Annotated in this window: 16 protein-coding genes; 13 read left to right on the forward strand and 3 right to left on the reverse strand. The window is 57.2% G+C overall.

Going from position 1 to position 20,244, the window contains the following annotated elements; genetic code table 11:
* Positions 1 to 383 precede the first annotated feature (383 nt).
* From EQG66_RS14700 to EQG66_RS14725, 6 genes are all read left to right on the forward strand, one after another.
* Positions 384 to 3,758, forward strand: coding sequence for a P-loop NTPase fold protein (locus EQG66_RS14700; protein ID WP_129405277.1), 3,375 nt, complete (start codon positions 384 to 386; stop codon positions 3,756 to 3,758).
* A gap of 372 nt (positions 3,759 to 4,130) precedes the next feature.
* Positions 4,131 to 5,411: a tyrosine-type recombinase/integrase gene (locus tag EQG66_RS14705; protein ID WP_066649905.1), complete on the forward strand. Its 1,281-nt coding sequence runs from the start codon at positions 4,131 to 4,133 to the stop codon at positions 5,409 to 5,411.
* 71 nt (positions 5,412 to 5,482) lie between these two features.
* Positions 5,483 to 5,965: a type II TA system antitoxin MqsA family protein gene (locus EQG66_RS14710; RefSeq protein WP_129405278.1), complete on the forward strand. Its 483-nt coding sequence runs from the start codon at positions 5,483 to 5,485 to the stop codon at positions 5,963 to 5,965.
* Positions 5,966 to 6,084: 119 nt separating this feature from the next.
* On the forward strand, positions 6,085 to 7,080 hold the full coding sequence (locus EQG66_RS14715) for an AAA family ATPase (RefSeq protein ID WP_013831743.1): 996 nt from the start codon (positions 6,085 to 6,087) through the stop codon (positions 7,078 to 7,080).
* Positions 7,081 to 7,085: 5 nt separating this feature from the next.
* Positions 7,086 to 9,587: a S8 family peptidase gene (locus EQG66_RS14720; protein ID WP_129405279.1), complete on the forward strand. Its 2,502-nt coding sequence runs from the start codon at positions 7,086 to 7,088 to the stop codon at positions 9,585 to 9,587.
* A gap of 16 nt (positions 9,588 to 9,603) precedes the next feature.
* Positions 9,604 to 10,392, forward strand: coding sequence for an HNH endonuclease (locus EQG66_RS14725; protein ID WP_129405280.1), 789 nt, complete (start codon positions 9,604 to 9,606; stop codon positions 10,390 to 10,392).
* Positions 10,393 to 10,432: 40 nt separating this feature from the next.
* On the opposite strand, the gene EQG66_RS14730 is transcribed toward EQG66_RS14725, so the two are convergent.
* Both EQG66_RS14730 and EQG66_RS14735 read right to left on the reverse strand, forming a co-directional pair.
* A complete protein-coding gene (locus EQG66_RS14730) occupies positions 10,433 to 10,840 on the reverse strand; it encodes a DUF2513 domain-containing protein (RefSeq protein WP_066284193.1) in 408 nt (135 codons plus the stop codon).
* 95 nt (positions 10,841 to 10,935) lie between these two features.
* Positions 10,936 to 11,556 carry a DeoR/GlpR family DNA-binding transcription regulator gene (locus EQG66_RS14735; protein WP_129405281.1) on the reverse strand — a complete coding sequence of 207 codons (621 nt, stop codon included), beginning with the start codon at positions 11,554 to 11,556 and terminating at the stop codon, positions 10,936 to 10,938.
* A gap of 120 nt (positions 11,557 to 11,676) precedes the next feature.
* Here EQG66_RS14735 and EQG66_RS14740 point away from each other — a divergent pair, with 120 nt between their 5' ends.
* From EQG66_RS14740 to EQG66_RS14750, 3 genes are read left to right on the forward strand one after another with little or no spacing between them, the layout of a single operon-like run.
* On the forward strand, positions 11,677 to 13,248 hold the full coding sequence (locus EQG66_RS14740) for a recombinase family protein (RefSeq protein WP_281273957.1): 1,572 nt from the start codon (positions 11,677 to 11,679) through the stop codon (positions 13,246 to 13,248).
* A complete protein-coding gene (locus EQG66_RS14745; RefSeq protein ID WP_129405282.1) occupies positions 13,248 to 14,147 on the forward strand; it encodes a plasmid partitioning protein RepB C-terminal domain-containing protein in 900 nt (299 codons plus the stop codon). Before EQG66_RS14740 ends, EQG66_RS14745 begins: the two co-directional genes overlap by 1 nt.
* Positions 14,140 to 15,102, forward strand: coding sequence for a plasmid partitioning protein RepB C-terminal domain-containing protein (locus EQG66_RS14750; protein WP_129405283.1), 963 nt, complete (start codon positions 14,140 to 14,142; stop codon positions 15,100 to 15,102). Before EQG66_RS14745 ends, EQG66_RS14750 begins: the two co-directional genes overlap by 8 nt.
* A 281-nt stretch (positions 15,103 to 15,383) precedes the next feature.
* Here the strand turns inward: EQG66_RS14750 and EQG66_RS14755 are convergent, their stop codons facing one another.
* Complete coding sequence (locus EQG66_RS14755; protein WP_006966713.1) at positions 15,384 to 15,704, reverse strand: DUF736 domain-containing protein; 321 nt, start codon at positions 15,702 to 15,704, stop codon at positions 15,384 to 15,386.
* 438 nt (positions 15,705 to 16,142) lie between these two features.
* Here EQG66_RS14755 and EQG66_RS14760 point away from each other — a divergent pair, with 438 nt between their 5' ends.
* The 4 genes from EQG66_RS14760 to EQG66_RS14775 all read left to right on the forward strand — a co-directional run bounded on the left by EQG66_RS14760 (position 16,143) and on the right by EQG66_RS14775 (position 20,124).
* Positions 16,143 to 16,541: an antitoxin Xre-like helix-turn-helix domain-containing protein gene (locus EQG66_RS14760; protein ID WP_129405284.1), complete on the forward strand. Its 399-nt coding sequence runs from the start codon at positions 16,143 to 16,145 to the stop codon at positions 16,539 to 16,541.
* Between the two features lie 3 nt (positions 16,542 to 16,544).
* Positions 16,545 to 17,228 (forward strand): RES family NAD+ phosphorylase, encoded by a 684-nt coding sequence (locus EQG66_RS14765; RefSeq protein WP_129405285.1) that lies wholly within the window; start codon positions 16,545 to 16,547, stop codon positions 17,226 to 17,228.
* Positions 17,229 to 17,484: 256 nt separating this feature from the next.
* Entirely contained in the window at positions 17,485 to 19,242 is a 1,758-nt protein-coding gene (locus EQG66_RS14770; protein WP_129405286.1) for a hypothetical protein, read from the forward strand.
* Positions 19,243 to 19,467: 225 nt separating this feature from the next.
* Positions 19,468 to 20,124, forward strand: a complete 657-nt coding sequence (locus EQG66_RS14775; protein WP_129405287.1) for a hypothetical protein — start codon at positions 19,468 to 19,470, stop codon at positions 20,122 to 20,124.
* Positions 20,125 to 20,244 lie beyond the last annotated feature (120 nt).

The following is a 20,244-nucleotide window of genomic DNA, read 5'->3' on the forward strand; positions in this document are numbered from 1 at the left end:
GCCCAGCAGGCAAAACCCAAAAAGGAGAAAGCACTATCTTGACCCACAGGAATTAATCGAAACATAATCACAAGACGGGTCACTTCTCAGTGAAAACACCGGGTCAACTCTCAATGAAAATCAACAGGGTTTCCATGCCCCACTTCCCGGCTTTCACAGGAAGTGGGTCGACTCTTAAGCTGCGAATGATGACATTTGCAAGTGATGGCGGGTCACAGAATGAAATAGGGTAGGCGATTTGGACTCAACACAAATGGCCGAACGGTATACGGGTGTGTTAGGGGCAGGTGTTGTCTTGATATGCGACGTAAGTCTCCTATGTCTGGCACTCCAGTAAATGAGTGCCAGATGCTGCTATTGTGATTTTGTTCTAGGGGGGATGGATGTCGGAAACTGATGCTCCAGAAAAAATCACTGTCAAATTCATCAGGGACGAACCCTCAGAGACCGATTTTTTCGGATCGCATAGTCGCGTTGCAACAGCTGTTGCCGAAGTAATTGGCGACGACAACGACATCCACGTGGTCGGGTTGCTAGGTAGCTGGGGAAGTGGAAAGAGTACGGTTGTAAGCCAGATTCAGAAGCAATTGAGCGCGAGGCGTGATAATATTCACTTCTTCAACTACGATGCGTGGCTATATCAAAATGACCCGCCACGCCGATCATTTCTTGAAGCATTGATCCAAGATTTAGTCCAAAACTCACTCTCAGGTGAGACACAGTGGCAAGAGCGACTTGCAGATCTTTCTGGCAGATCTGAAGAAACCGTAACAGAAACCAGTCGGAAGCTGTCGCTTACCGGCAAATGGATATTGGGTTCGTTGGGCCTCGTGCCAATCGGAACTGTAGTGCTGGGCCGCGCTCTTGATCCAAAAAACATCAAAGATGCGCCCTGGATGATTTGGACGGGAACCGCCTTGACGCTCGCACCAGTCGTTATTGCCGCGTTGTTCTATCTTTGCTGGCGGCCTTGGCGACAAAACTGGTTTCGGGGCATTTTCAAGTCCCATTTCTGGGTTCGCCACCGCGAGCCATATGGCAAACAGTCAATTCTTGCGCTTCTCACTAACCAGTCTGTTGAACGTACCGAGAAAAAAACAAAGATCAGCCCGGAGCCATCCGTTACGGAGTTTAGGACAGTTTTTCGTGATATTTTGAAGAGTCTACGTGCCAAACGCGAAAGACTGATCATTGTCATCGACAATCTAGACCGACTTGCCGAGGCTGAAGCCCTTGAGCTTTGGGCCACTATCCGGAGCCTTTTTTTGGGAAGTACGCTGAACGGGATTCAAAGATCGGAGCTGACCCTTCCTACGATTATCCTTCCTATCGATGAAGGCTCGGTACAGCGAATATTTCGGGCATCTGAAGGTCATGAAGCAAGGGAGCTCGCTCGGTCGTTCATGGACAAGACTTTTGATGTTTCATTCTACATCAACGATCCTGTCATGTCTGACTGGCGCGCGTTCTTAAGGGAAAAGCTGGAACAGGCTTTCGGCACTTCCGCTACTGACGAACGGGTATATTGGGCAACTAAATTTGTCGAAGACCATGCGGCGATTGGAAGTTCGTCAAAGAAAATTACACCAAGATCGCTGGTTAAACTGGTAAATTCTGTCGGAGTTCTCATTAAGCAATGGGGAGATGGCTCGATCGATTTTCTTTCCATGGTCTTCTTTGCGCTACATCGCATGCAAATCAACGAGGACCTGAGGCAATTCGTTAATAAGGATTGGCCAAATGCCGATGCGGCGATTAAGGAGTGGCAACGCGATATAGTTGCTCTTCACTATGGCGTACCTCGCGAGAAGGCATTTCAGGCACTGCTGCAGGAGCCTCTTCGCCTTGCAATTTCCGCAAAAGATGAAGCGGAGTTTTCCCGTTTATGTGAGGTGGTTGGCTTCGGTCCCATCTTTGAAGAGGTGATTGCTAATCCACCAGCCAGTATGCCAGGACAACAAACGGATTTCATTGCTAATGCGGCGCTTCTCGTTGCGGGTTCTGATGTAAGTCATGAGCTTTGGGCAAAACGGGGCATGCAGAACCTCGCCTCAATCTGGTGCGATAGTGGGCAACCAACCAATTTTCGTGCGGATTTCGCTAATGCCGTGAGGGTTTTGGCTCCATTCACAACCGAACAACGTTTCCTACAGGCTTCAGTTGGGCACCTTAGCGCTTCATTGCCGAAATCGGGAATATCAAAAGATATAGCTAAAAACTTTGTTACCGCGCTTGAAGCAATCCAGGAAGCCGAAAAGCTGATTAGTCAAAAATCTCCTTTAGTACAACTTACGCTCGATCCTAAAAATCTTTTCGTTCTTCTTGAAGAAGTGCCCTCAAATCTTCGCCCAATGATAGGATCGGATAAAGGTGCGAACGAGCTTGTTTCTACTCTCAGTACATGGCTAGAGAATGAAAGTGAATCTGGCAATGTCGCTAATGCAACACGTGCTCTTGCTTCAAGTGTAACAATCCAGTTCAAAGACAAGGTTAAACCAAATTGGGATAGCATAGTAGGTACAGCGTATAATACAATTTCGGGCAACACCCTCTCGTTCCATGCAACTGGACCGGCAATTGATGTCTTGGGTATTCTTCACAGCAAAAATCAGAATGCCAAAACGCATGTGGAGCAACTGTTCGACCAAGGACATCTGGCCAATCGCCTCAACGAGGCCGATCAGGCAAAGGATAGCCCGAGATTAGGTGATATAGCAGCGTTGATGTTCCTGCGAGGATCGGATTTTGCCGCTCCAAATGGAAAAACCTGGGATCAAGTCACCACTGAGGACAAAGAATTTGTTGGAAACTTCGACACTGCGTTAGCTTGGTATATGGATGGCAATAGAGCAACGTTCACACATCAAGGTCTGCAATCTCGTCCTTCTCTGAAACCAATCATCTGTGAACTGATCAAGCGTGATATATCTGAGAAAACTGCCTCTGGGCTGACGACCGACCACCTGCTCACGAACATCAAAAAGCTAGACGCGCTGATCGGCACAGAATTGTTAGGTAAAGCGTTGTCTCAGGCGAGCGTAAGGGCTGATTTCTGGCCAACATTTGAGAAGCTGAAAGATGGTCGCCCTTACGACGATGCTGTAATGGCTTTGTCAGAAGTAGATGCGGTAGATCGATCAAAGCTGATAGAAAATGTCAAAATTCGCCTTGCCGGTCATGACGCTGGCACTTGGAAAGAGGCGATCTTTGAGAATGTCTCGCCTTATAATTTGGCCGAGATTTTTGGAGTGACGATGGGGCAGAGCGATCCTCTTGGCGATGGACTCAGGACAGCACTGACTGACGCTCTGTTACAACTCCCACAATCAGATGAAGGCGTCCGAGAGCGCTGGTTCTTTCTCAGTCGGTTTGTCTCAAAAGATACGCGAGCGACACTATTTAAAAATCTGCGAGACAAAATTCATTCCGGTACCGAATTCAGCGATTTTGCACATTTGATGAGATCAGGAGGAAGTCAAATCCTCAATGAAGGCAAATTCGAAGAATTTGCGGACAAGACGATCAGGCACCTGACTATTCCGCTTTTGTCGACAGAGATCGGACTGGTCTATTTAGCTGAGAACATAAGGTTCTTTTCAAGTTGCTTAGCTGCGAGTGACGAGGAAACCAAAAATGCGGTGCAAGAGGCTTTACTTACCGCCCAAAATGAGTTTGGCGAGGTGGAGCATGATGCCGTGGAAACTGTGACGTCAGAATTTTCAGTCATACTCAAAAGATCGAAAGAACCTGCAGGCTGAGCGTTGATGGCTCCGCTCCTCATCTCCGCCAAACCCACACCCCTATACATCCGCCCACTGTTACCCCGGTGTTACCCCGCAGCACATTTGCACGAATCGTGACTGGCCTGTCACGGACTATAGCACTGTAATTTATAAGGAAATTCTGGAGCGGGCGAAGGGATTCGAACCCTCGACCCCAACCTTGGCAAAATATTTCGGCCACTTTTCCCAAACTTTCCCAAGTACGATTATCTACGCTAAATCAGATATTTATGATGTTCCTCTTTACGATTGTCTCCGCCCATAATACCCTCGAAACGCTTAAATCTGGAGACAAAATGGAGACAAAGCACCCCCCTGAAATCTTTGTCTCCAAATGGAGGGTCAAATATGCCGACAGCGAAGTTGAACAAGCGCAATGTCGACGCATTCGCGCCGCCTAAAGATAAACAGGCAGTCCTGTGGGACAGCGAGATCCGGGGCTTCGGCTTGCGGGCGCTGCCATCGGGGCTCAAGACCTTCATCGTTCAGTACCGCAACATCGAAGGGATCAAGCGGCGCATCAATCTTGGCCGTTATGGCGTCATAACGACGGAGCAGGCTCGGGATCTGGCGAAGATCAAGCTTGGCGAAGTTGCTGGTGGTCAGGATCCAGCAGAGGCAATTCACCAGGCCCGCAGTGGCATGACCGTCGCCGAGATCTGTGACTGGTATCTGGTTGAAGCCCGCGCCGGCAACATTCTTGGCCGCAAGAACCGTCCAATCAAGGCCTCCTCGCTCGCGATGGATGAGAGCAGGATCAACACGCACATCAAACCGATTCTTGGCCATCGCATGGCGAAAAGGCTGACAATCGCGGATGTCGAGCAAATGCAGGCTGATGTCCGAGACGGTAAAACTGCGAAGGCTCGAGGTAAAAGCCGTGGTGGGCGGCCCGCTGGCGGACCTGGCGTCGCGTCGCGATGCCTCGGGTCGCTGCAAGCCATTTTGGGTCATGCCAAGCACAAGGGGCTGATTGCGGAGCACCCAACCAGAGGAGCCAAGAAACTCGCAATCAACAAGAAGACGAGACGGCTGAGCACTGCCGAACTCGTCGCGTTCGGTAAAGCCATCGCCTATGCCGAACGTAATGGCGAAAATCCGACAGCACTTGCGGTGGTACGGACACTTGCGCTGACAGGATACAGACGGGAAGAGGCGCAGTCGATGAAGCGCGCCTGGGTGCATGCGGAGGGCGGGTTTGTCTCCTTCCCGGATACCAAAACCGATGCTCAGGTCCGCTCGATCGGCCCAGAAGCACTGAAGGTCGTTCTCGCTCAACCCGAGATCGTTGGTAACCCCTACGTGTTCCCGTCAATGACGGGCGCTGGCGCATACCAGGCTGCACCAGCCTGTTTCCGGAGAGTTTGCCAGTGGGCGGGAATTGAGGGCGCAACACTTCATACCCTTCGCCACACTTTCGGCAGCATCGCGGGCGAACTCGGATTCACGGAACTAACGATACGGGCCATGCTTGGGCATGCTTCGCAGAACGTCACCCAGGACTACATCCATATTGATGAGGCGCTGAAGCTGGCGGTGCGCAAAACGTCGGACGAAATCGCCCGACTGCTGGCCGAGGGCGCTGAAGCATTGCGGCCGGTCAGATCGCATGCCGCCGTTGAAAATTAACCTTAAGGGTGTATTGCGAATGGGAAGACCCTGATCGATGTCGTGCTGACGTTGTTCGAGAAGGAGTGAAGGTGACGCAGCCACGGATTCATCCCGAGACCGGCCAGGTCCTCCGCCGCGACGCTCGTTTGCAGACGGTCAGCGTTGGGTCGATGTCGCGCGAAGTCGAGGTGCCGGGCTGGTATCCCGAGGACGATAGTGATTCCATCCATTCAGGGGCGGAGCTGCAGGCTCTGGATCAGGCCCATCTCGAACTGCGAACGGCTTACGCGGCGCGCGTCAAGGCTGTTCGCAAGAAGCTCGGCCTCACCCAGGAAGAGGCAGGCCGGATTATCGGTGGCGGACGGCGCGCATTCCAGAAGTATGAAAGCGGGACCACACCGCCCAGCGAAGCCGCAGTAGGCTTAATCGAGATTCTGGACCGCCATCCAGAGGAATTGGAAACCCTCCGCAACCTGCGCAGCCTCGCCCCGCGGGAGGGTGTTGGCGGCCGCCTCACGCCGACCGGCAAGAGACAGACACCGGCGAAGGGCGTTCGAAGTGCTGCGGCATGAGCCCAGCCCAGGCGGTCGGATGGCCCCGGGACAACAATCGCGCTTCAATTTTCAGGAAGCATAACGTATCGCTGTTCGCGTCACAGGTTTGCGACGCGAGGGGATGGAAAGTAGAGTAGATGTCAAACGCCAAGCAAATACTGGCGATGTTACGCAGTCGCGCGGAAGGTGACGACGCGCAGTTCTATTCTATTGCCTTGCAAGTTGCCGCATCGGAAGCCCGTCAAGGGCACCGTGACACTGCGAATGAACTTCGTTCCGCAGTCGATGCCGCGCGCGGCGCGGGCGGGGTCAAGGCGTCTATTCCCGTATCTTTTGCTGCCCCGCGCGGCGATCTCGAAGGACTGCTAGACTATCGCGATCCTGTGGTTGATCTTCAGGACGTTGTTCTGAGCGCGTCGGTGTCCGAGCGGCTTAATGGGATGCTCTTGCAGCAGCGCAAACGCGATTGGCTGCGCGAACATGGCAAGGTTCCGTCAAGAAGCCTGCTGTTCGTCGGCCCCCCGGGATCCGGCAAGACCATGACGGCAGAGGCGATCGCAGGTGAGCTGAAGCTTCCGCTCTTTATCATTCGACTCGAAACACTGATCACCCGTTATATGGGTGAGACCGCAGCAAAACTGCGTCTGGTTTTCGATGAGACCCGGCGTCGGCGCGGGGTCTATTTGTTCGATGAATTCGACGCTGTCGGCGGTCATCGCACCGCGACTAACGACGTCGCTGAAATGCGTCGCGTCCTCAACAGCTTCCTCCAGTTCATGGAAGAGAAGACCTCGACGGACAGCCCGATCATCGCAGCCACCAATCATCCGGAGTTGCTGGACCGGGCGCTCCTCCGCAGGTTCGACGACGTGCTCGAATTTGAGATGCCGACCGCAGCGCAGATTCGCGCGGTGATCAAGGCCAACCTCAAACCCCTCAAGTTCCAGCGCGCAGGGTGGGCCGCGATCGAGGAGGCGGCGCGCGGGCTTAGCCAGGCCGAAGTCGCCCGCGCTGCGGATGAAGTCGTCAAGACCGCGATCCTCGAGCAGAGGAAGCAGACGACCACCCAGGAGGTCGTCGCCAAGCTCACTGAGCGCCAGGCCATGCGAACAGCGTTTGCGGCGAAGCTCTGAGTCCTGTGAGCGAACACAACCGACCGCACATCGATATCACTCCGCTTGCCCAGCGACGTACCTTCAAGTCGCCAGGCAGTAACGCACGGCAGCGCGCGCTAAACAGAGTGCGTGCGGATCACGGTCTCCGCCTCATCGCGGAAATTGGCAATGCCTTTGCGGAAGCTGAGGCCGGACAGCGTGGCCTGCCCGAACAGCCAGTGGACCTTGAGCCTGCTGGCGGCGTTTTCATTGAGGTTGAACTCAATCGCGGCACAGCCGCCACCAACCTTGAACGGCAAAGGGAAGGCACACGGCAAGCGGCCGAAATCGTCGACGAGAACGGCGTGCGCCGCATTGCCCTGTTTGTCCCGGATGACATGCGCGATGCCTTTTCCCAAGTCTTTGAGGACTACACAAACGGGGAACTGAGCGAAAAGGGTTCGCCGCCCAAGAAGACCCGGGTCGAACCGATCGAGCACATTCGCGCGGCACGCCTGCAAAGTTTCTGGCGCGACGCTCCCGAGGCATTGCCGGAAGACCCCCAAGCGCAGATGTGGTGGGCGCTCTGGTGCTTCAACGATCGCATCGACAGAGTTCTGGGCAGCGCCGCGGTTTTGGGGCTGCATGTCGGCAACCCCGACACCTTTCTGCGTTTTCCGGAGACGACGGTGATCCCGGCATACGGACGGCGCGCATCAATCGAGATGTTGCTGTTCGCAACCGCAGGCATTTCGGAGCTGCGTCGCGCGAGCGACAGCCCGCTGGTGTTTACCCGAGACCTGAAGGACGACGTTCCGGCATTTATCGATAATCTCGCAGAGCGTGTAACCTGGCCCGGCAATGACGCGCCGGCGGTCTGCCTGCTCGACACAGGGGTCAATCGGGCACATCCCCTGATAGAACCCGCTCTGTCGCCAGAAGATCTGATGGCGATCGACACGGCCTGGGGCGGGGACGATCACGAACACGGCGCTGGCCATGGGACCGGCATGGCGGGTCTTGCCTTGCATGGGGATTTTGTGGGTCCGCTCGCGAGCGATCAGCCAATCGAGCTCACCCACCGTCTGGAATCAGTCAAGATTCTGCCCCCTCCCGGTGTGCCGGACAATGATCCCCAGTCCTATGGACCGATCACCCAGACCGCCATTCTGCTCGCGGAGATCAACAACCCTGATCGTGACCGTGTTTTCTGCATGGCGGTCACCAACGAGGGGCGCAGCGGATCAGACGCGACGGCGTGGAGCGCGGCCATCGACCAGGCGGCGGCCGGAGCGGAGTCGGACGATGACGAAAATCCGTCGCCTCGGCGGCTGATACTGCTCTCTGCTGGTAATATTCCCGACAATTCCATTGCCGCCGAAATCGCAGATGCTGATGCTTTCCCGGCAGAAGACCCGTCCCAGGCGTGGAATGCCCTCACGATCGGCGGATATACGGACAAGACCGGGATCGGCGAGGCAGGCTACGACGGTTGGACCACGATGGCACCGGTTGGTGCCGTCAGTCCTTACAGCCGGACATCCTTCCTCTGGGACACCAGCCAATCTCCGTTCAAACCCGAACTCGTCTTCGAGGCCGGGAACAGGGCGCTCAGCCCGTGCGGTGCGGAAGCGGTAGCGGGACTCGATTCCCTTTCCCTCCTTACGGCCTCCCGCCTCGTCGCCCAGAAGCCGCTGGACGCATTTTGGGCGACAAGTGCCGCAACCGCTCAGGCGGCCCGAATGGCAGCTCAGCTGACTGCGGCCTACCCGCATTACTGGCCGGAAACGATCCGTGCGCTGATGGTGCATAGTGCCCGTTGGACCGGGCACATGGATCAACTCGTCGCGCAGTGCGCGACAAAGCGAGAAAAGGCCGACTGCCTCAGGCGGTTCGGTTACGGTATCCCCGATCTGGGGCGTGCGATGGCGTCGGCCATCGATGATCTCGCCCTGGTCGCACAAAACACGATACGTCCGTTCCGCATGGAAGGCAGCAGCGTGCGATTCAACGAGTCGCATATCTATCAGCTCCCCTGGCCCCAGGATGTGCTTGAGGCGCTCGACAACACTCGGGTGAGATTAAAAGTTGCCCTCTCCTATTTCGTGGAACCCAACCCCAGCTTTGCCACCAATCTGGACCCGGCACGCTACCAGTCCTTCGGCCTACGTTTCGATCTCAAGCGCTCACGTGAGACGATTGGGAACTTCAATCGCCGCAACAATGCCGAAGGATACGACAAAGACGCTCCGCGCGCGGTCAATGAAACGAACGACGGCTGGCTATTTGGCGAAAAGCAGATCTCGTCGGGTTCGCTGCATGTCGACATCTGGGAAGGGCCTGCTGTCGAACTTGCCGCCCGCAATGCTCTATATGTCCATCCGATCTCGGGATGGTGGCGAGAGCGCAAATCGCTCGGAAGATATGGCCAAGAGGCGCGCTACGCGCTTGTGATTAGCCTTGAGACGCCGGGCGTTGAAGTCGACCTTCACACGCCAATTTCCGCGTTGGTCCCCGTGCTGGTCGAGGTCCCCATCGAGATCTGAATAGCGAGCAAGGCCAATGCCGAAGCCTTCGATCCGGGCCATTCAACGCCTCTACGCCATGTCGGGCAATCGCTGTGCCTTTTCCGGCTGTACTGCGCTCATCATCGAAGACAGCCCAGGGATGGCCGGCATCAACATGGGCGAAATCTGCCATATTCGCGCCAGCAAAGCAGGTGGTGAACGCTATGATCCCGACCAAACCGATGTGGAGCGGCACGGCTACGAGAACCTCATCCTGCTATGTCGTCGTCATCACAAGCTGATTGACTCAGACACGATTGAATTCTCCGTGGCCAAGCTCCTCGCGATGAAGCAGGAGCACGAGCAGTTGGCTGGCCGTCCAGAGAGCACAGCGGACAGGTTTTCAGCAAAGCGCCTTCTTGATGCGATGGACCGCATCACAATCCCCGACAACAAGGGCACCGTGGTCATTGTCGGCGCTGGCTCCAATGTCAGCATTCGTCAGCCGCGGTCCCGTGTCACGATGGCCCCCCTTGCAGGGACCATCGGTGCTGATCGCGATATGGTACGGTACACGAAGTATCTCGCGAAGCAGTATAATGAATTCGCCTCGTGGGCTCCGCATCGTACCGAAAAATTTCGGCCTGCGGTGATCTATGCAAACATCACGAAAGAGTTTGGCTCGAAGCTCGAACTCATCCCGGATGATCGGTTCGGCAGCGTCTGCGCCTACCTTCAGCAAAGAATTACGCGCACCCGGCTGGGCCGGATGCGGAATGCGGAGGGACATCGCTGCTACGCGTCATTCGATGAGTTCTTGGACAAAGGCAAACAGCATCACTGAAGTTCAGGCGTGCCTGATGACCGGCCCACCGCCACCGCGATTACAGGTCCAGCTCAACGCCGGTGTGCTGCTCAATCTTCTTCTTGATCAGCCCTTTGGCGAGCGCCTTCAGGAGTTCGATGCTGAAACCGCCAGCCTGTTTGGCCCCGGCCTTTGTCTCGCGCCAGATGGCAGGGTCGCGGATGGTGTCGAGGAAGTCATGGCCGGCCCAGGTGATCTGACCGATCTGCCAGACCGCACCGGACAGCTTCGCCTGAATCGTGATGAGACCCGCCTCGTCCAGCAAAGCCAGATGGTATTCGATCAGCTCAGCCTGCTCGCGCGGCATTTTGCCTGCACCATCTTCGCCGAGTATCTCGGCGATCTCCGGCGTCAACAAATCAAATGCGCGCCGACCGTCCTCGATCTCCAGCAGCAGGTTGCGGACCAGATCCATGTCACGTTTCATGGCATCGATCTTAACTACAGACCCGCCGAAAGGACAGCGATCTATCGTTGCCTTCCGCGCGCCAGTTGTCGTGATCTTACCGGCGTCATTGGCGTTCACGCGCGAACGAGGTGATAGCGTCCGTTCTTTCGGGCACCGACAAAGTGCAGAAGATTGCAGGCGCACAGTCCTGCCAGGTCGCGCCGCGCCGACTTGATACTCACCTGCCAATGCGCCGCGACATCACGCGCCCTCGTCGGTAAATGGCGAGCGACTCGGTCAAGTATCCAGCGCTGACGCTCATTGAGCCCGTCATTTATTGGGTCATTTACAGGGCCACTTAAAGGGCCACTTATAGGGTCAGGATTCGGCCAATATCTGCCCAGACCCTCCTCATCGCGATGCCCGTGCCCGGACAATGATCTGCTCTGCGCCACGATGACCGTCTCCGCCGGAGCCGATTGCTGACTTTCAATGATGCCCAGGACGAACGCCCGGATGACCGGAGACGTCGCAACCAAACGTAAGAAGAAGACCGTGTCTGGTCCATGTTGCGCGGCCATCCAGTGCTTGGCGGACCGCTCACTCGCATCGGTCAGACGCATCAGTTGCTTGACCGCGCGATGCGTATCGCCATGTTCCTTGCGCAGCAGATTGGCGATGACTTCGGCATAGGCCTGGCGGCTGGCGAGCGCGCCTTCCCAAGCTGGCAACTTCCTGCCCTTTTTCGGCAACATCTTCCGGTCCTTTCCCACATATACTGTTGAGAGTGCGGGAATGCCGGAGAGGTCCGTGTTTCGCGCTGCAGCGGTTGGCCGCCTTGGCCACTGCAGTCCGGATTTCGAAAGGGGCGCGCATTGGCGAGTTGGGATAAAGAAGAAGCGCCAAGCGACGCCGAACAGCAGCCCACCGTGCGGGCGGCCGAATATGTCCGGATGTCCACCGACCATCAGAAATACTCGACCGAAAATCAGGCCGACGCGATCCGCCACTACGCGGCGTCTCGGGGCATCGAAATCGTCCGCACCTATGCCGACGACGGCAAAAGCGGCCTTTCGATCGATGGCCGCGCCTCACTGCAGCGACTGATTGCTGACGTCGAATCAGGCGTCGCCGACTTCGAGATGATCCTGGTCTATGATGTCAGCCGCTGGGGCCGTTTCCAGGACGCGGACGAGAGCGCCTACTACGAATATATCTGTCGCCGGGCCGGAATTCAGATCGCCTATTGCGCCGAACAGTTCGAGAATGACGGGTCGCCGATGAGCACCATGTTCAAGGGCTTCAAGCGCGCCATGGCTGGCGAATACAGCCGCGAGCTTTCGGTCAAGGTGTTTGCCGGCCAGGGGCGGCTCATCGAGAAGGGCTATCGCCAGGGCGGTCCCGCCGGTTTCGGCCTGCGCCGGACGCTCATAGATGAGCACGGCAACACCAAGGCGGTTCTCGGCCGCGGCGAGCAGAAGAGTCTCCAGACCGATCGGGTGATCTTGACGCCGGGCCCGGAAGAGGAAATCGCGGTAGTCCGCAGCGTCTATGTAGCATTCGTGCACGACGGGCTGAGCGAGCGCGATATCGCCGACGACCTCAACAGCAAGGGCATTGTCACCGATCTGGGGCGCCCATGGACGCGCGGGACGGTCCACCAACTGCTGATCAACGGAAAGTACGTCGGCGACAATGTCTGGAACCGGCAGTCGTTCAAACTTAAGAAGAAACGGGTCCGCAACGATCCCGAAATTTGGATTCGCAGCCCTAGCGCCTTCGAGGCGATCGTCGAACGCGACCTGTTCGATGCTGCACAGGCTCTCATCGGCGCGCGGTCCTTCAGGCTGTCAGATGCCGAAATGATCGAGGCTCTGCGCATTGTCTACGAAAGCAAAGGCCTGCTTTCGGGGATCATCATCGACGAATGTGAGGGCCTGCCATCGAGCAGCGCCTACTCCTCGCGATTTGGCAGCTTGCTTCGAGCGTATAGCTTGGTCGGCTATTCACCGGATCGCGACTATCGCTACCTCGCGGTCAATCGCGCGCTGCGCCGTCTGCACCCCGACATCCTCCGCCAGGTGCTCGACGGCCTAAAGGCCCAGGGCAGTGAAGCTTGGCAGGATGTTGAGACGGACCGCGTCATCGTGAATGGCGAGTTCAGCCTGTCAGTCGTCATCGTCCGATGTACGCCTACTCCGACCGGCCTGATGCGTTGGAAGATCCGCTTCGACACCTCCAAAATGCCTGACATCACCCTCGTGGTACGCATGGATGCCAGCAACCGGCAGCCTTTCGACTACTATCTTTTCCCGAGACTGGATGTTGCCGCCGAACGGCTGCGGCTCGCCGAAGACAACGATCTGCTGCTCGATGCGTACCGCTTCGACGCCCTCGACTTCTTCTACGAGATCGCGGCGCCGGTCAGATTTGCGGAGGCTGCGTGATGACCGTCACCCGTCCCCAGACCATCGAAATGATCCCGATTTCGAGGATCACCGTGCTCAACCCCCGGGCGCGCAACAAGCGCCAGCACCGCGAGATCGTCAACAATATCGAGGCTATCGGCCTGAAGCGCCCGATCACGGTCAGCAAGCATGATGGTCCAGGCGGCACACGATACGATCTGGTCTGCGGCGAAGGGCGGCTTGAAGCTTTCCAGATGCTTGGTCAGACCGAGATACCGGCGGTCGTGATCGAAGCCAGCGAGAGCGAATGCCTCGTCATGAGCCTGGTGGAGAACATTGCCCGCCGGGTGCAGCGCCCGATCGACGTTATGAACGAGATCGGGGCACTGAGGAAACGCGGTTACACCGAGGCCGAGATCTCGCGAAAAATTGGCATCACCAGTTCGTGGGTCAGCATGATTGTGACCCTGCTTGAGCGCGGCGAGGAAAGGCTGCTGTCAGCGGTCGAGACGGGGCTGATCCCAATCAGCCTTGCCATGGAAATCTCGCGTGCAGAAAGCGAAGAAGCCCAGAACCTACTCCTTGATGCCTATGAGACCGGCAAGCTGCGTGGCAAGAAGCTGGCATCGGTTCGCCGACTTCTCGATCTCCGCATGCGCGGACGCAGCAAGTCCATAACGTCAGGAAAGTTTGGAAGGAAAGGCACTAATCGCAAGCTGACGGCCGGCGACCTGATGCAGGTTTACCAACGGGAATCGGAGAAGCAGCGCCTGCTCGTCAAGAAGTCCGATTTCACGCAGACCCGCCTTCTCTTCATTGTCGAGGCAATCAAGGATTTGCTCACGGACGAAGGGTTTCTGACCCTGTTGAGGGCGGAGGGGCTCGAAACGATGCCTCGCGCACTGGCCATGCGAATCGCAGGAGAAATCGATGACTGAGTGGCCACCATCAGACCGGCCGCCGGCCGATCCGGGCGCTGATAACCGTGTACGACTGGGCTTTGAGCGGCAGTCTGTGGCACTGCGCATCGATCAGATCGTGCCGTTGAAAGCATTAAGGGAGGGCGTACGGGAGAGCCGTAAATATGCCCAGATCGTGAGTTCGGTCAAAGCCATCGGGTTGGTCGAAGCCCCTGCCGTCGTCCCAAACCCGAAGAATGCAGAGCAGTACTTCCTGCTCGATGGTCATCTGCGCATTGAGGTGCTGAAGCAGCTCGGCGTAGAGACGGTAGAATGTCTGGTCGCCAATGATGACGAGACCTACACCTACAACAAGCGCGTCAATCGCCTGCCCCCGGTGCAGGAGCACCGCATGATCGTCAGAGCTGTCGAGCGCGGCGTCACCGAGGCTGTGATCGCCGACGCGCTCGGCCTGGAGGTGGGATCGATCCGCGCGCGTTTCCGCCTGCTCGACGGTATCTGCGACGAGACAGCGGATATGCTCAAGGACACAAATTGTTCGATGAGGGTGTTCGACATGCTGCGCCGCATGTCGCCCATGCGTCAGATCGAGGCTGCGGATCTGATGATCGGGCAGAACAATTATTCGCTGATCTTCGCACGCGCACTCTTAGCGGCCACACCGGAAGATCAGCTGACAGCGCCAGCGAAAAAGGCGCGCAAGAACGATTTGGTCGGTCCGACCAGCCAGCAGATTTCCCGGATGGAGCGTGAGCTTGCCACTCTCCAGACACAGGTGAAGTCAGTCGAAGACAGCTATGGCATCGACAACCTCCACCTCACCTTCGCGCGCGGCTACGTCGCGAAGCTGCTTGGCAACGCCCGGGTCGTTCGCTGGCTGTCGAACCATCGACAGGAATACCTGTCCGAGTTTCAGCGCATCGCGGAAATCGAGACGATAGGAACGGTTGCTGCGCCTGCGCCGCAGGAATGAAATGATGGGGACCCGGACCCATTAAGCGCGGGGACCATGGGAGACGCCGCACGTTGGGGCGGATCAATCGTGGTGGTGGGGATGGCGGCGAACCCGCAAGGAGCCCACCAGGTCGGCCGTCATATGGTCCGACCGCATGCGTGCTTTTCGCGCATGTCGCAGGCGGGCGTGCGTCGAAAAGCGGGATTTTACGCACGCCCATCACTTTAGCCCGGCTGACGAGCATTCAAGCGCTAACAGGTGCTGTGGCCCCCCCCGAAGGCGGGGCCACTCCCGGCGCCTTAGCTTGGCGGATTCCAGATGATGACCTTCTTCGAAGGATCATCGCCGGGCGCGTTGGCGATGTTGCCATAGATGGTGCCGAATTCAGGAGCGGAGAGCGAAACCGAGACATATTCGGCGCCGGTGTTCTGCGAGAAGCGCTTCCAGCCTGCGCCCAGTTCGAAGCCGTTCTTGCGGCTGACGATGCGGTAGTCGGGTTCGCTGTCCTTGGTCTTGCGGTTGTTGGGGATGATCGCGATCGGCGCTGACACAGTCAGCGTCGCGAGGTTGCCTTCGAAGCTGTCGTCGGACTTCACGGTGAGGTTTGCGATGGTAGCCATGTCGTTTCTCCTAAAGGTGGTCGGGGACCATCCCCGATGGCGCCAAAAGAAGGGGCCGGGAGCCGCCGTCACCGCAGCGTCAGCGAAGGGCGAACCCCGCACGGGGTTGACGGTATTAGGCGTGACGAGACCCGCAGACAGGCGACAAGGAGGGGTGGTTTTCGTTCCGCCCGAGAGCGAATGTCAGTCGGCAATCGCCGCTTTCGTCGACCAAAAGTCGGAGGCTTCCTCCCCGCCGGATCACTGCCTTGAGCGCAGCAGCAATCATCCCTCACACGCAGCCACTGGCTAATCGAGAGGCGTCGTTGCCTTGGACAGCGGACGGGCAACAGCGGAGGGCTCTCGCTGCATTACGCAGGTCGCAATGTGCAATATCAGATCTCATGTTGACTTTTGTGCAGAATATGAGCATATGAAGCCATGAAAGGATGAGCCGATATGGGTATCCAAGCTGCAGCCAAAGCGTCTGCAAAGGGACTTGATCGCAAGGATCTGACGGGGCCAGCCCTGCGGACATTCTTCCGCATTGCCGATGCCTGGGGCCTGAAAGAGCAGGAGCAGATGCGCTTGCTCGGTCTGGAGAGCCGCTCGACCTTCCAATCCTGGAAGCGCGGCGTGGTCGCGGCGCTGCCCAAGGATGCGCTGGAGCGGATTTCCTATGTCATGGGCATCTACAAAGGCCTGCAGATACTGCTGCCCAAAACGGCGGATGAATGGGTGCGTAAGCCCAACAAGGCGCAGGTTTTCGGCGGCGCCTCGGCGCTTGACCGGATGATGTCGGGCAATGTCGCCGATCTTTATGTCGTGCGCCAGTATGTTGACGGGCAGCGCGGCTGACCCGTGGACATTCCCACGTCTGAAGTCCGCTGGACGCCCTGCTACCGCATCATCCCGAGCCGATTTCCGCCAATCTCGCTGTTCGAGGCTGTTGCCGATCCTGCCGATCTTGAAGCGGTCTATGCCATCGAGGCGATGACCAATGACCGCCTGCGCGATGAGGCAGGCGAGCTGTCGCTCGTGCCGCCTGAGGACCGCGTCTCCGGCCCCGGTACGTCGGCGATCATGGCAGCGTTCACCCACCTCAATCCGGTCGGCGACCGCTTTACCGACGGCAGCTACGGCGTCTTCTATGCCGGACGAACACTGGCGACCGCCATCGCCGAGACCCGACATCACCGCACGCAGTTCCTTGAGGCGACCGACGAACCAGCGCAGGAACTCGACATGCGGGTATATGCCGTCGATCTCGCCGCGAACCTTCACGACATCCGCGGGCAGCGAGAGGCGTTGCCAGCACTGTACCATCCGAGCAGCTATGCCGTGTCTCAGGAAACTGCGCGGACCTTGCGCGATGCAGGGTCGAACGGGATTGTCTACGAAAGCGTCCGCAATTCCGGCGGCGAATGTGCCGCCGTGTTCCGGGCTCGCCTGTTGGCAAATTGCCGACAGGAACGGCATCTCTGCTATGTCTGGGATGGGCGCGCAATCAGTACCGTCTATGAGAAGCGATTACTGGAAAATTGAAGTTTCGCCAATTGTGCGCCCACACTCAGTCGCCCCGCCGCTGAAAACTTTCCCAGAAGCTGTTGCGAGGCGGCGGCAGCTTCCGGCAGGACCAGACATTCTGCCGGTTGCCGTCCGCAGTCGGAAAGTGCGAGGCTTCGCAGTGTGCCGGCTGACAGGCGAGGGGAACACGCAAGAAGCCAGCAGTCGTTAACCGGCAAATTAAAAGAACTCCGTGCATCTTGCGGCCTACTGTTGGCAGTTTAAGGCTAGTCAGATGATCGACCATGCCGCCGAGCCCCCGAAGGCACCCAGCTACAATCAACCCACCAAGAATATGGCAAGGCGACGGTCCCTAGCCCATGCAGTTGAACTGCTGACCACCCGACGGGAGGAGGCGGCGATCGTGCCGGCCGACTATCCGTCGCGAATCAAGGTCGCTTTCGCTGAGAGTGACGACGCGATTCGAGTTGCTACGGCTCCCTCTTGCGACGAGAGTGACATCTCATCTTGGCAGGCATTCCGGCAGGAAGCAGTCGGCACGCGATCTCCAGCCGACCTGACCGTCGCCTATCTGGCCGGTCCAGAGCCGTCGAACGACCTTCTCGCGCTGCTGGAGTTGGGTCTCCGCCCCGAAAACATCTGGGCATTCGAGGTAAACACGGACGCAATCGCGAATGGACTTGATGAACTCAGGTCGCTCGGCCTGCGCGGCGTCAAGTTTGTTCCCGTTAGTATCGGAGACTACTTCGTCGGAACGCCCCGGCGCTTCGACATCATCTACCTGGACGCATGCGGTCCTCTTCCGAGCAAGGAGCAGAAGACGACAAAACTACTTGTCGATATTTTTCGCACCAGTTCCCTGTCGCCCCTCGGCGTGTTGGTAACAAATTTCGCCGAACCGGACGTGTCCAAGGCCCACACGCTCGAAACTTATTCCTCGCTAATTGCCGCCTACCTTTTCCCGAAGGGGTTTGTTGAAGACGACGGGGTTATGATCGAGGGGCCTCCCGTCTACGGCTATTCAGCATACGACCATGAACCGTGCTCCGATCCTACCGGCGACAGCGTTGAAGATGACGACGCAGACTGGGATCAAGACTCGCCGAGCTTTCCGGAGGAGGTACGCACGAATTTCAGTGCGAACTATGGCTCGTTCATCACCCGCCAAATCATGGACATCGCCGAGATTGTGGCGCCCACCACGCGGCTTACGGACGGAGGCTTGTACAAAGTACTGTTCGACGAGGATCTGGCCAAAGCGGCGACACGTGGACGGCGTTTCGCCAAGTTCAACGATGACGCCTTCCGGGAAAATGAGGATGGGTCATGGCATCCGACCGACATCGACATGGACGGCGATGCTATCAGCGAGTCCAGCATGTTCTCACTCATCTGGACGCTGGCTTGGCTGGGTTTCTACCCGATCGACGTCAACTTCAGACCACCTTCTTCGCGGGTGAAGGAGTTCGCCAAGGCATGGAAAAATCAGCTCCTTGGCTCATCTCCAAGTAAGCTGTCGGCCGAAGAGCTGATCGCCTGCTTCTACGCCTGGCGCCACGACGAGACACTCTGGACGCCCGCAATGAAGGCTATCAGGCATTTCCCTTACGAACAGGTAATGCCCTTTCTTTGCGACTGGCCGACCCACGAGATCGGCTTCTATCCGGCCTTCGCGCAACTCGCATATCCTGCGCACCCGAACATCCGAGAGACGAGGCGCTTCAGCTACGTCGCGGAGGGCAAGACCACACGCATGTTCCTGGATGTGATCCCGTTCGACGAGTGCCGCTACGTTTACGACTGGCTCTCGGCGATGCACCTCGTCACGGAGGATTGGTTCGATCTCTCGGCGCAACTCACCTTTCGATTCGCACTCGATGCCATCGTCAAGGAGCGCCGCTGGTTTGGCGACGACTTCCTCTATGGATGCCACGTCGTGGGAGAAAGCGATACCTTTGCAACGGCCCAACTTTCGCAAAGGATGGACCTCTCACTGGGGATGTCGTCATCAAGCAGACAAGCCGACCGTTAGCGCCGTGGACCAAATCTCCTTTAAGCGTTCGGCTACTATCCCAATGGCCCGGCTCGGTATTCTGTATTCGTCCATGGTACAAAACGTTCAAAGATGAGCGATTGAGCTGTCGGATTGCATGTGAATGACTGGTTCCTCCCCTGGCGGACCATCTCTTTCTGATGCAATGGACTGCACTTCCGACTATTCATCTAGCCGAAGACGACGTTATCAATTGGGAACGCGATGGAAGTAGACGACGAATTCACACGTCCGGTCCGCAAAGTGGGTTTCTCCACAGCGATGGGATTCCTGGGCGCAGCACTGATCGTAGCGGGGCTCATTGCAGCGGATACGACACATGACGGGGTTCGCAACGTCGCGCTGGGTGTAATCGGATCGCTGCTGGCTTCGATCGTTTTCGCGACCCTGTCAGAATACTCAGACACTCCGCAATCACGCATCACCGAAGCGTTGCGCAGGTCGCTGTTGTCGGTGCGCGCCATCGAGCGCGAGACAAGGGACAGATTGCAGGCCGGCGTTATTAGTGTGTCGGACAAGCGGGAGCACAACCCAGACTACTGGTTCTCAATTCTGGCGAAGGCGACCGATCGTCTCGACATCGTTGGGAACTCGCTATCAGGCTGGGTACAGGGTGAGTTCCGGGCACGACTCAAGTCTGCGGTGGCAAGAATCCTGCGCGACGGCGGCCAAGTCAGGATTGTCTTCATGGACCCTGATAGCCTTGTCGCGAAAGCCAAAACGCAATTGCTGGGCAAGGACTATTCAGGTCATATCTTGGACTTCGTGAGCCTACTCGGCGAACTGATGGATGAGTACAAAGAGTCGTTTGAGGGGGGGCAACTCGACATTCAACTGGCCAAAGATGACCTAACCTGTTGATTTTCATTGAGAGTTGACCCGGTGTGGGGAGTAATTTCCACTGAGAAGTGACCCATGTTTGAACGCTTCCCTGTCTTTGGTGATCAGGGGATATTGGAGTGTTGGACATGGCGTTATTGA

Origin of the sequence: Sphingobium fluviale (assembly GCF_004122115.1) — a bacterium.
Lineage (GTDB): Bacteria > Pseudomonadota > Alphaproteobacteria > Sphingomonadales > Sphingomonadaceae > Sphingobium > Sphingobium fluviale.

Excerpts from the sequence above, each read along its gene's own strand:
- EQG66_RS14700 (WP_129405277.1), top strand. The coding sequence starts at position 384 with ATGTCGGAAACTGATGCTCCAGAAAAAATCACTGTCAAATTCATCAGG.
- EQG66_RS14705 (WP_066649905.1), top strand. The coding sequence starts at position 4,131 with ATGCCGACAGCGAAGTTGAACAAGCGCAATGTCGACGCATTCGCGCCG.
- EQG66_RS14715 (WP_013831743.1), top strand. The coding sequence starts at position 6,085 with ATGTCAAACGCCAAGCAAATACTGGCGATGTTACGCAGTCGCGCGGAA.
- EQG66_RS14725 (WP_129405280.1), top strand. The coding sequence starts at position 9,604 with ATGCCGAAGCCTTCGATCCGGGCCATTCAACGCCTCTACGCCATGTCG.
- EQG66_RS14730 (WP_066284193.1), bottom strand. The coding sequence starts at position 10,840 with ATGAAACGTGACATGGATCTGGTCCGCAACCTGCTGCTGGAGATCGAG.
- EQG66_RS14735 (WP_129405281.1), bottom strand. The coding sequence starts at position 11,556 with ATGTTGCCGAAAAAGGGCAGGAAGTTGCCAGCTTGGGAAGGCGCGCTC.
- EQG66_RS14745 (WP_129405282.1), top strand. The coding sequence starts at position 13,248 with ATGACCGTCACCCGTCCCCAGACCATCGAAATGATCCCGATTTCGAGG.
- EQG66_RS14750 (WP_129405283.1), top strand. The coding sequence starts at position 14,140 with ATGACTGAGTGGCCACCATCAGACCGGCCGCCGGCCGATCCGGGCGCT.
- EQG66_RS14755 (WP_006966713.1), bottom strand. The coding sequence starts at position 15,704 with ATGGCTACCATCGCAAACCTCACCGTGAAGTCCGACGACAGCTTCGAA.
- EQG66_RS14760 (WP_129405284.1), top strand. The coding sequence starts at position 16,143 with ATGGGTATCCAAGCTGCAGCCAAAGCGTCTGCAAAGGGACTTGATCGC.
- EQG66_RS14770 (WP_129405286.1), top strand. The coding sequence starts at position 17,485 with ATGATCGACCATGCCGCCGAGCCCCCGAAGGCACCCAGCTACAATCAA.
- EQG66_RS14775 (WP_129405287.1), top strand. The coding sequence starts at position 19,468 with ATGGAAGTAGACGACGAATTCACACGTCCGGTCCGCAAAGTGGGTTTC.